General features: G+C 66.5%; 18 protein-coding genes. All 18 read right to left on the reverse strand.

The genetic code is table 11. The annotated features are described in order from the left end of the window. Nucleotides 1-12 precede the first annotated feature (12 nt). The 18 genes from rpsD to rplN all read right to left on the reverse strand — a co-directional run bounded on the left by rpsD (nucleotide 13) and on the right by rplN (nucleotide 9,735). On the reverse strand, nucleotides 13-639 hold the full coding sequence (gene rpsD, locus V7E46_RS12375) for a 30S ribosomal protein S4 (RefSeq protein ID WP_329175547.1): 627 nt from the start codon (nucleotides 637-639) through the stop codon (nucleotides 13-15). Between the two features lie 27 nt (nucleotides 640-666). Beyond that, nucleotides 667-1,071: a 30S ribosomal protein S11 gene (rpsK, locus tag V7E46_RS12380; RefSeq protein WP_006376016.1), complete on the reverse strand. Its 405-nt coding sequence runs from the start codon at nucleotides 1,069-1,071 to the stop codon at nucleotides 667-669. A 68-nt stretch (nucleotides 1,072-1,139) separates the two neighbouring features. After that, complete coding sequence (gene rpsM, locus V7E46_RS12385) at nucleotides 1,140-1,520, reverse strand: 30S ribosomal protein S13 (protein WP_329175549.1); 381 nt, start codon at nucleotides 1,518-1,520, stop codon at nucleotides 1,140-1,142. Between the two features lie 186 nt (nucleotides 1,521-1,706). Then, nucleotides 1,707-1,820 carry a 50S ribosomal protein L36 gene (gene rpmJ / locus V7E46_RS12390; RefSeq protein ID WP_003956441.1) on the reverse strand — a complete coding sequence of 38 codons (114 nt, stop codon included), beginning with the start codon at nucleotides 1,818-1,820 and terminating at the stop codon, nucleotides 1,707-1,709. Between the two features lie 29 nt (nucleotides 1,821-1,849). Next, on the reverse strand, nucleotides 1,850-2,071 hold the full coding sequence (gene infA, locus V7E46_RS12395; RefSeq protein WP_003956442.1) for a translation initiation factor IF-1: 222 nt from the start codon (nucleotides 2,069-2,071) through the stop codon (nucleotides 1,850-1,852). Nucleotides 2,072-2,225: 154 nt separating this feature from the next. Then, complete coding sequence (gene map / locus V7E46_RS12400) at nucleotides 2,226-3,062, reverse strand: type I methionyl aminopeptidase (RefSeq protein WP_333768464.1); 837 nt, start codon at nucleotides 3,060-3,062, stop codon at nucleotides 2,226-2,228. A gap of 141 nt (nucleotides 3,063-3,203) precedes the next feature. Beyond that, nucleotides 3,204-3,863 carry an adenylate kinase gene (locus tag V7E46_RS12405; RefSeq protein WP_333768465.1) on the reverse strand — a complete coding sequence of 220 codons (660 nt, stop codon included), beginning with the start codon at nucleotides 3,861-3,863 and terminating at the stop codon, nucleotides 3,204-3,206. Next, nucleotides 3,863-5,179: a preprotein translocase subunit SecY gene (gene secY / locus V7E46_RS12410; RefSeq protein WP_329175554.1), complete on the reverse strand. Its 1,317-nt coding sequence runs from the start codon at nucleotides 5,177-5,179 to the stop codon at nucleotides 3,863-3,865. The genes V7E46_RS12405 and secY overlap by 1 nt, the downstream gene beginning before the upstream one ends. A 191-nt stretch (nucleotides 5,180-5,370) precedes the next feature. Then, nucleotides 5,371-5,823 (reverse strand): 50S ribosomal protein L15, encoded by a 453-nt coding sequence (rplO, locus tag V7E46_RS12415; protein ID WP_443054135.1) that lies wholly within the window; start codon nucleotides 5,821-5,823, stop codon nucleotides 5,371-5,373. A 2-nt stretch (nucleotides 5,824-5,825) separates the two neighbouring features. Then, a complete protein-coding gene (gene rpmD / locus V7E46_RS12420) occupies nucleotides 5,826-6,008 on the reverse strand; it encodes a 50S ribosomal protein L30 (RefSeq protein WP_031524772.1) in 183 nt (60 codons plus the stop codon). Continuing rightward, on the reverse strand, nucleotides 6,008-6,613 hold the full coding sequence (gene rpsE / locus V7E46_RS12425; protein ID WP_093713222.1) for a 30S ribosomal protein S5: 606 nt from the start codon (nucleotides 6,611-6,613) through the stop codon (nucleotides 6,008-6,010). The genes rpmD and rpsE overlap by 1 nt, the downstream gene beginning before the upstream one ends. Nucleotides 6,614-6,681: 68 nt before the next feature. Continuing rightward, complete coding sequence (gene rplR / locus V7E46_RS12430) at nucleotides 6,682-7,065, reverse strand: 50S ribosomal protein L18 (RefSeq protein ID WP_329175556.1); 384 nt, start codon at nucleotides 7,063-7,065, stop codon at nucleotides 6,682-6,684. Between the two features lie 2 nt (nucleotides 7,066-7,067). After that, nucleotides 7,068-7,607 (reverse strand): 50S ribosomal protein L6, encoded by a 540-nt coding sequence (rplF, locus tag V7E46_RS12435; RefSeq protein ID WP_327289205.1) that lies wholly within the window; start codon nucleotides 7,605-7,607, stop codon nucleotides 7,068-7,070. Between the two features lie 21 nt (nucleotides 7,608-7,628). Continuing rightward, the gene (gene rpsH, locus V7E46_RS12440; protein ID WP_329182408.1) at nucleotides 7,629-8,027 is read right to left on the reverse strand and encodes a 30S ribosomal protein S8; all 399 of its coding nucleotides are present in this window, start codon (nucleotides 8,025-8,027) and stop codon (nucleotides 7,629-7,631) included. 264 nt (nucleotides 8,028-8,291) lie between these two features. After that, nucleotides 8,292-8,477: a type Z 30S ribosomal protein S14 gene (locus V7E46_RS12445; RefSeq protein ID WP_033177806.1), complete on the reverse strand. Its 186-nt coding sequence runs from the start codon at nucleotides 8,475-8,477 to the stop codon at nucleotides 8,292-8,294. A 2-nt stretch (nucleotides 8,478-8,479) separates the two neighbouring features. Then, entirely contained in the window at nucleotides 8,480-9,040 is a 561-nt protein-coding gene (gene rplE, locus V7E46_RS12450; protein ID WP_329175560.1) for a 50S ribosomal protein L5, read from the reverse strand. Continuing rightward, complete coding sequence (gene rplX / locus V7E46_RS12455) at nucleotides 9,040-9,363, reverse strand: 50S ribosomal protein L24 (RefSeq protein ID WP_329175562.1); 324 nt, start codon at nucleotides 9,361-9,363, stop codon at nucleotides 9,040-9,042. The genes rplE and rplX overlap by 1 nt, the downstream gene beginning before the upstream one ends. 3 nt (nucleotides 9,364-9,366) lie before the next feature. After that, on the reverse strand, nucleotides 9,367-9,735 hold the full coding sequence (gene rplN / locus V7E46_RS12460) for a 50S ribosomal protein L14 (protein WP_073492414.1): 369 nt from the start codon (nucleotides 9,733-9,735) through the stop codon (nucleotides 9,367-9,369). Between the last annotated feature and the right edge of the window lie 121 nt (nucleotides 9,736-9,856).

Here is a 9,856-nt window from a genome sequence, read left to right on the forward strand (position 1 = left end):
TCCCGCGAGCTGCTACTTGGAGTAGAACTCGACGATCAACTGCTCCTGCACCTGGGTGTCGATCACCTGGCGCTCGGGCAGGCTGTGCACGAGGATCCGGAGCTTGCCCGCGTTGGCCTCGAGCCACGCCGGCACGGTCTTGTCGCCGGCCTCGCCCTGCGCCACCGCAAACGGGGTCAGGTTCCGGGACGACTCGCGGACCTCGATGATGTCACTCACAGCGACGCGAGCCGACGGAATGTCGTTCTTGCGCCCGTTGACGGTGATGTGTCCGTGACGGACCAGCTGACGGGCGTGGTCGCGGGACTTGGCGAAGCCGGCCCGGTACACCACGTTGTCGAGGCGGGTCTCAAGGATGCGAAGCAGGTTCTCACCGGTCTTGCCGGACTTCTGGTTCGCTTCCTTGTAGTAGTTCACGAACTGCTTCTCGAGGACACCGTAGATGCGGCCGCACTTCTGCTTCTCACGCAGCTGGAGCAGGTACTCGCTGTCCTTGGTGCGCCCGCGTCCGTGCTCACCCGGGGGGTAAGGACGGATCTCGATCGGGCACTTCGCGCTCTCGCACTTCGCTCCCTTGAGGAAGAGCTTCTGCTTCTCCCGACGGCAACGCTTGCAGTCGGCCCCGGTGTAACGCGCCATTGTCTCAGTTCTCCTGTTATCGGCTGGTCAGACGCGGCGGCGCTTCGGCGGGCGGCAGCCGTTGTGCGGGGTCGGGGTGACGTCCTGGATCGACCCGACCTCAAGGCCGGTGGCCTGGAGGGAGCGGATCGCGGTCTCGCGGCCGGAGCCGGGACCCTTGACGAAGACGTCCACCTTGCGCATGCCGTGCTCCTGCGCCCGGCGGGCGGCCGACTCGGCGGCCATCTGCGCGGCGAAGGGGGTGGACTTGCGCGAGCCCTTGAAGCCGACGTGGCCGGCGGAGGCCCAGGAGATCACGTTGCCCGCGGGGTCGGTGATCGAGACGATCGTGTTGTTGAACGTGCTCTTGATGTGGGCGTGCCCATGAGCGACGTTCTTCTTTTCCTTGCGGCGCACCTTCTTGGCTGCGCCCTGACGGCCCTTAGGAGGCATGTGTCACGTTCTCCCGGTGGAGGTGGTCGGTCCTACGAGCGAAGACCGCTGGGTGGTCCTGCTGTGGACTACTTCTTGCCCGGCTTCTTCTTGCCGGCGATGGCGCGACGCGGGCCCTTGCGGGTGCGGGCGTTGGTGTGAGTGCGCTGCCCGTGTACGGGCAGGCCCCGGCGGTGACGCAGACCCTGGTAGCAGCCGATCTCGACCTTGCGGCGGATGTCGGCCTGCACCGAACGACGGAGGTCACCCTCGGTCGTGTAGTTGTCGTCGACCCACTTGGCGATCTTGATGAGGTCTTCCTCAGCAAGGTCGCGCACGCGGACGTCGGGGTTCACACCGGTGTTCTTCAGGATGTCCTGGGCGCGCGAGCGCCCGATGCCGAAGACATAGGTGAGGGCGATCTCCACGCGCTTCTCGCGCGGGAGGTCAACGCCTGAAAGGCGTGCCATGTGTGTGGCTCCTGGGATGTCGGAGGTCTTCCGCAGCACCGGCTCCCGGCGGCCGTATCAGGTACCGGACGGGTCCCCGGCCTCCGCCGGGGGTGTCGTCCCCCTTCGTACGGGGACGGGCGCTGCGTATGTACGTGTGTGCGTCGCGCGAATCTCTGCGGAGGTGCAGAAGGAGCAGGTCGTGCGTCAGCCCTGGCGCTGCTTGTGGCGCAGGTTGTCGCAGATGACCATGACCCGGCCGTGGCGGCGGATCACCTTGCACTTGTCGCAGATCTTCTTGACGCTCGGCTTGACCTTCATGGGATGTCAGGTTCTCCGGGTCTTGAGATCTACTTGTATCGGTAGACGATCCGTCCGCGCGTCAGGTCGTACGGAGACAGCTCCACGACGACCCGGTCATCCGGAAGGATACGGATGTAGTGCATCCGCATCTTGCCGCTGATGTGCGCGAGGACCTTGTGACCGTTCTGCAGCTCCACCTTGAACATGGCGTTCGGCAGAGACTCGATCACGGTGCCCTCGATTTCGATGGCGCCTTGCTTTTTGGCCATGTCCTGCTTTCGGGATCGGCTACCTTGGTCGACTCTGGGCATGCCGGAAGACATACGAGAGCCGACGTGTCAGTCTACGACAAGGCACCCGGAAAGACGAATCCACTGTGTATGCCCATGCCGCAAGATCGTTATGCCGCCGGCGGCGGGCGCCTCACGCGACCGGGTCGGGCGCCACCGTGATGCCGTACTCGGCGAGCTTGGCCCGGCCGCAGTCCGGCGCGGTGAGCACCAGCGGGCCGTCCTCGGTCAGGGCGATGGTGTGCTCCCAGTGCGAGGACCACGAGCCGTCGTCGGATTTGACGGTCCACTCGTCGTCCAGCACGTGGGTGTGCGGGGAGCCGAGGGTGACCATCGGCTCGATCGCCAGGCACACCCCGGGGATGAGCTTGATGCCGCGCCCGCGCTTCTTGCTGACGTAGTTCAGCAGGTGCGGGTCCATGTGCATCTCGGTGCCGATGCCGTGGCCGCCGTAGTCCTCGACGATGCCGTACTTGCCCGACGCGGGGCGCGGCTGGCGGCGGATGTAGCTCTCGACGGCACGGGAGATGTCTTCGAGCCGGTTGCCCTTGCGGAAGGCGGCGATGCCGGCCCACATGGACTCCTCGGTCACCCGGCTCAGTTCGACCAGCTCGGGCGCGTGCCCCGAGCCGACGAAGCAGGTGTAGGCCGCGTCGCCGTGCCAGCCGTCCACGATGGCGCCGGCGTCGACGGCGATGATGTCGCCGTCCTTGAGCACGGTCGCCCGGTCGGGGATGCCGTGCACGACCACGTCGTTGACCGACGTGCAGATGTTGCCGGGGAAGCCGCCGTAGCCCAGGAAGTTCGGCTTGGCGCCGTGGTCGGCGATCACCTGGGCGGCGATCTCGTCCAGGTCCTTGGTGGTGGCACCGGGGACGGCCGCCGCGCGGGTCGCCTCGTGCACCGCCGCGACGACCAGTCCGGCGCGCCTCATCGTGGCGATCTGCTCCGGGGTCTTGATCTCCACCATGCGGCTGACGCCCTCCTTCGATCGGGGTGTACGGGCGCGAGTGCCCGTTCAACGATACGGCCGTGGTGCCCGTCGGGGCACCACGGCCGTATGCCGTGCTGTGCTGTTGTGCTGCCGTGCCGCGGTCCCCTCAGAACGCGCTCAGGCGGCGTCGTCGCGCCGCAGCGCCTCCATCGCGCGCTCCGTGACCTCGGCCACGGTGCCGAGCGCTGAGATCGTCACCACAAGATTCTGCTGCTTGTAGTAGTCGATGATCGGCTCGGTCTCGCGGTGGTACACGTCGAGGCGGTTGCGGACCTTGTCCTCGGCGTCGTCGCTGCGCTGGTACAGCTCGCCGCCGCACACGTCGCAGACCCCGGGCACCTTGGGCTGCTTGTTCTCGACGTGGAAGACGTGCGCGCTGTCGTTGCGGCACACCCGGCGGCCGGCGATCCGCTTCACGACCTCGCCCTCGGGGACCTCCAGGTCGAGCACGCCGTCCAGCGCGATGCCGTGGGCGGCCAGGTAGGCGTCGAGCGCCTGGGCCTGGAAGTCGTTGCGCGGGAAGCCGTCGAGCAGGAAGCCGCCGACGGCGTCCGGCTGGTCCAGCCGGTCCTCCGCCATGCCGATGGTGACCTCGTCCGGCACCAGGTCGCCGGCGTCCATGTACGCCTTCGCCTGCTTGCCGAGGTCGGTGCCCTGGCTGATGTTGGCGCGGAACAGGTCGCCCGTCGAGATGTGCGGGATCGACAGGTTCTTGGCGAGGTACGCGGCCTGCGTCCCCTTGCCCGCGCCGGGCGGCCCGACCAGGACGATACGCATCAGCGGAGGAACCCTTCGTAGTTACGCTGCTGTAGCTGGCTCTCGATCTGCTTCACCGTCTCCAGGCCGACACCCACGATGATCAGGATGCTGGTACCGCCGAGTGGGAAGTTGCCGTTGCTGCCGTTGAAGATCGCGATCGCGACCGTCGGCACAAGGGCGATGAGACCCAGGTAGAGCGCACCCGGCCACGTGATGCGGTTCAGCACGTAACTCAGGTATTCAGCGGTGGGGCGACCTGCGCGGATGCCCGGAATGAACCCACCATACTTCTTCATGTTGTCGGCGACTTCTTCGGGGTTGAACGAGATCGCGACGTAGAAGAAGGCGAAGAACACGATCAGCAGGAAGTACGCGGCCATGTACACCGGGTGGTCGCCCTTGGTGAAGTTCCGGCTGATCCACTGGGCCCAGCCCGAGGTCGAACCGGAGAACTGCACGATCAGCGCCGGGATGTACAGCAGCGACGACGCGAAGATGACCGGGATGACACCGGCCTGGTTGACCTTGAGCGGGATGTACGTGGAGGTCCCGCCGTACGACCGCCGCCCGATCATGCGCTTGGCGTACTGCACAGGGATACGGCGTTGCGCCTGTTCGACGAAGACCACCAGGCCCACCATCGCCAGGCCGACCGCGATCACCGCGAGGAATTCCACCCAGCCGTCCGCGATCTTGCCGGAGACCTTGATCGCCCACAGCGAGCCCGGGAAGCCGGCCGCGATGGAGACGAACATCAGGATCGACATGCCGTTGCCGATGCCGCGGTCGGTGACCAGCTCACCGAGCCACATGATCATCACGGTGCCCGCGGTCATCGTTGTGACCATGGTGATCGTGGTGAAGATCGACTGGTTGGGCACGATGCCGCCGGCGTTGTTGCAGCCGGAGAACAGGCTGCCGGAGCGGGCGGTGGCGACCAGGCCCGTCCCCTGGAGCACGGCCAGCGCGACCGTCAGGTACCGGGTGTACTGCGTGATCTTCGTGGTGCCGGCCTGGCCCTCCTTCTTGAGGGCTTCCAGACGCGGGATCACCACCGTGAGCAGTTGGAGGATGATGCTCGCCGTGATGTACGGCATGATGCCGAGCGCGAAGATCGTCAGCTGCAGCAGTGCGCCGCCGCTGAACATGTTCACCAGGCCGAAGAGGCTGTTGTTGCCCTTCGTGTCCTTGATGCACTGGTTGACGACCGTGTAGTCGATACCCGGCACCGGTACGTGCGCTCCGAGGCGGTAGACCACCACGATGCCCAGGGTGAACAGAAGCTTCTTGCGCAGGTCGGGCGTCTTGAACGCCCGTGCGAACGCGGTGAGCACGGTGCCTCCTGCACCCCCCGCGCCAGGGCGGAAGGACGGTTTATGAGGGTTCTGACGACAGCAGCGTCGGCCAGCCTACCGGCGACATGGCCCCGCAAGGAATGACCAGCCGGGGAAGGAAAATCACAGGAACGAACGACCGGGGATGCCCAGGTGTATCTGGGCATCCCCGGTCGTGTTCGGCATCGGGCTCAGACGAGCTCGGTGACGGTGCCGCCGGCGGCGGCGATCTTCTCCTTGGCGGAGCCGGAAACCGCGTCAACGGTCACCGTCAGCGCCACGGAGACCTCGCCGGTGCCGAGCACCTTGACGAGCTGGTTCTTGCGTACCGCACCCTTGGCGACCAGGTCGGCCACCGTCACCTCGCCACCCTCCGGGTAGAGGGTCGCGAGCTTGTCCAGGTTGACGACCTGGTACTCGGTGCGGAACGGGTTCTTGAAGCCCTTGAGCTTCGGGAGCCGCATGTGGAGGGGCATCTGCCCGCCCTCGAAGCGCTCCGGAACCTGGTAGCGGGCCTTGGTGCCCTTGGTGCCACGACCGGCCGTCTTGCCCTTGGACGCCTCGCCGCGACCCACACGGGTCTTGGCGGTCTTGGCGCCCGGAGCGGGACGGAGGTTGTGGAGCTTGATCGGGTTGTCACCCATGATCAGTCGACCTCCTCGACCGTGACGAGGTGGCGGACGGTGTGGACCATGCCGCGGATCTCCGGGCGGTCCTCCTTGACCACGACGTCGTGCAGGCGCTTGAGCCCGAGCGACCGCAGCGTGTCACGGTGGTTCTGCTTGCTGCCGATGTAGGACTTGGTCTGTGTGACCTTCAGACGCGCCATCACGCACCCACTCCGGCGCGGGCCCGCAGCAGAGCGGCGGGCGCGACATCCTCGATCGGCAGGCCGCGGCGGGCCGCGATCTCCTCGGGCCGCTGAAGGCCCTGGAGCGCCGCCACCGTGGCGTGCACGATGTTGATCGCATTGTCGGAGCCGAGGCTCTTGGACAGCACGTCGTGGATGCCCGCGCACTCCAGCACGGCACGCACCGGGCCGCCGGCGATCACACCGGTACCGGGGGAAGCAGGCTTGAGCAGGACGACGCCCGCTGCCTTCTCGCCCTGGATCGGGTGCGGGATGGTGCCCTGGATACGGGGGACCTTGAAGAAGTGCTTCTTGGCCTCCTCAACACCCTTGGCGATGGCGGCCGGCACCTCCTTGGCCTTGCCGTAGCCGACACCGACGGTGCCGTCACCGTCGCCCACCACGACCAGCGCGGTGAAGCTGAAGCGACGACCACCCTTCACAACCTTGGCGACGCGATTGATCGCGACGACACGCTCGACATAAGCGGTCTTCTCGGCCTGCTGGCCGCCGTCCCGCCGGTCTTTACGGTCCCGTCGCTCGCCACCACCGGCACCGCTTCCGCGGCGCTGGGGTCCAGCCATTGGAATTACCTCTCTATCGTTTTCCGCTAGCTACGCAGCGACACAGGGTCGCTGGCGCGAAGGACGGCTCAGAACTTGAGTCCGGCTTCGCGGGCGGCGTCCGCCAGGGCGGCGATGCGCCCTGCGTACTGGTTGCCGCCACGGTCGAACACGACAGCCTCGACGCCCTTGGCCTTCGCACGTTCGGCCACGAGCTGGCCGACCTGCTTAGCCTTGGCGCTCTTGTCGCCTTCGCCGCCGCGGATGGACGCGTCGAGGGTCGACGCCGACGCGAGCGTGTGGCCCGCGAGGTCGTCGATGACCTGCGCCACGATGCCCCGGTTGGAGCGGGTCACGACCAGGCGCGGACGCTCGGTCGTACCCGAGATGCGCTTGCGCACCCGGATGTGGCGACGCTTGATCGCAGCGCTCTTGTAAGCCTTGCCCTTGGCGATCTTGACACCGTATGCCATGGCTACTTACCCGCCTTTCCGACCTTGCGGCGGATGACTTCGCCCGCGTACTTGACGCCCTTGGCCTTGTACGGGTCGGGCTTCCGCAGCTTGCGGATGTTGGCGGCCACCTCGCCGACCTTCTGCTTGTCGATGCCCTCGACGGAGAACTTCGTGGGGTTCTCCACCTTGAAGGAGATCCCCTCGGGGGCCTCGACGAGAATCGGGTGGCTGTAGCCCAGCGCGAACTCCAGGTTGGAGCCCTTCGCCTGGACGCGGTAGCCGACACCGCTGATTTCGAGCTGCTTGCTGTAGCCCGCGGTCACGCCGGTGATCATGTTCGCCACCAGCGTGCGGGACAGGCCGTGCAAGGCCTTCGAGACACGCTCGTCGTTGGGGCGGGTGACCAGCAGAGTGCCGTCCTCGCCCTTGGCGATGTCGATCGGCGCGGCGACGGTGTGGGTGAGCGAGCCCTTGGGGCCCTTCACCGCGACCGTGCGGCCGTCGATGGTGACGTCCACTCCGGCGGGAACCGAGATGGGCAGCTTGCCGATGCGCGACATTGCTATACCTCGCTTTCCCGGTTACCAGACGTAGGCGAGGACTTCCCCACCCACGCCCTTCTTCTGAGCCTGCTGGCCGGTGAGCAGACCGTGCGACGTGGAGATGATCGCCACGCCGAGGCCGCCGAGCACCTTCGGCAGATTGGTGGACTTCGCGTAGACCCGCAGACCCGGCTTGCTGATCCGCTTGATGCCGGCGATGGAGCGCTGGCGCTCCGGGCCGAACTTCAGCTCCAGGACGAGGTTCTTGCCGACCTCGGCGTCCTCGACCTTCCAGCCGGTGATGTAGCCCTCCTGCTGGAGGATCTCCGCGATGTGCGACTTGATCTTGCTGAACGGCATCACGACATCGTCGTGGTATGCCGAATTCGCGTTACGCAGACGGGTCAGCATGTCTGCGATGGGGTCGGTCATGGTCATGAGTTGGCCCTGGGCCTCTCTCGCCGGGGTTTCCTGGTGCTCCATCCCTCTCCCCCGGGCGAACCGGGGACGGGTGCGGTGCGGTGGACCTACGGCGTAGTAAGTCGATGCGGGCGGCGGGCGCCCAACCCTTCTACCTTACGGGAAGAAAGAGGGGGTGCCGCCCGCCAGGGCGCCCTTGGAAGGGTGGTGGCGGGCGACGGGCGGGCGGGGTCCCGCCGTCCAACTGCTTACCGAGAGTCCTGGTGATCCGGAAACCCGGAACTACCAGGAGCTCTTGGTCACGCCCGGCAGCTCGCCGCGGTGGGCCATCTCACGAAGGCACACACGGCACAGGCCGAACTTGCGGTAGACGGAGTGCGGCCGGCCACAGCGCTGGCAGCGGTTGTAGCCGCGGACAGTGAACTTGGGCTTGCGAGCGGCCTTAGCGATCAGAGCCTTCTTCGCCACGGTCAGTTCTCCTTGAACGGGAAGCCGAGGTGACGAAGGAGGGCACGACCCTCGTCGTCGTTGGTCGCCGTGGTGACCACGGTGATGTCCATGCCCCGGACCCGGTCGATCTTGTCCTGGTCGATCTCGTGGAACATGACCTGCTCCGTGAGACCGAAGGTGTAGTTGCCCCGGCCGTCGAACTGCTTGGGGGACAGACCGCGGAAGTCGCGGATACGCGGCAGCGCCAGCGACAGCAGACGGTCGAGGAATTCCCACATGCGGTCGCCGCGCAGCGTGACGTGGGCACCGATCGGCTGGCCCTCACGCAGCTTGAACTGCGCGATGGACTTACGGGCCTTGGTGACCTGCGGCTTCTGGCCGGTGATCGTGGCGAGGTCGCGGATGGCGCCCTCGATCAGCTTGGAGTCGCGGGCGGCGTCGCCCACACCCATGTTGACCACGATCTTGGTGAGGCCGGGGATCTGCATGACGTTCTCGTAGGAGAACTGCTCACGCATCTTGCCCGCGATCTCCTCGCGGTAGCGCGCCTTGAGACGCGGTGAAGTGGTGGTGGCAGTCATCAGATGTCCTCACCGGTCCGCTTGGCAACGCGGATCTTGTTGCCCTCGTCGTCGAAGCGGAAGCCGACGCGGGTCACGACCTTCTTGCCGTCCTTCTCAACAACCAGCTGCACGTTGCTGACGTGGATCGGCGCCTCGGTGGTGATGATGCCGCCGGTCTTCGAGCCGCGGTCGGTCGCGCCGGCCTTGGTGTGCTTCTTGACCCGGTTGACACCCTCGACGAGGACACGGTCCTGAGCCGGGTAGGCCACGATGACCTTGCCCTGCTTGCCCCTGTCCTTACCGGTGATGACCTGGACCAGGTCGCCCTTCTTGATCTTCATCGGTTACAGCACCTCCGGCGCGAGCGAGACGATCTTCATGAACTTCTTCTCGCGCAGCTCACGGCCCACCGGGCCGAAGATACGGGTGCCGCGGGGGTCGCCGTCGTTCTTGAGGATGACGGCGGCGTTCTCGTCGAACCGGATGTACGAGCCGTCGGCACGACGGCGCTCCTTGACCGTCCGGACGATGACCGCCTTGACGACCTCGCCCTTCTTCACGTTGCCACCGGGGATCGCGTCCTTGACGGTGGCGACGATGACGTCACCGATTCCCGCGTAGCGGCGACCCGAACCACCGAGAACACGGATGCAAAGGATCTCCTTGGCACCTGTGTTGTCAGCGATGCGGAGTCGCGACTCCTGCTGGATCACGTCTATCTCCTGTTTGTCGCGTCGGTTCCCGGCGGGGGGGGGGGGGGGGGGGGGGGGGGGGGGGGGGCGCGCGCCCCCGCCCCCCCCCCCCCCCCCCCCCCAAACCAAAAAAAAAAAAAAA

This window comes from Streptomyces sp. IBSBF 2435, assembly GCF_036815005.1.
Lineage (GTDB): Bacteria > Actinomycetota > Actinomycetes > Streptomycetales > Streptomycetaceae > Actinacidiphila.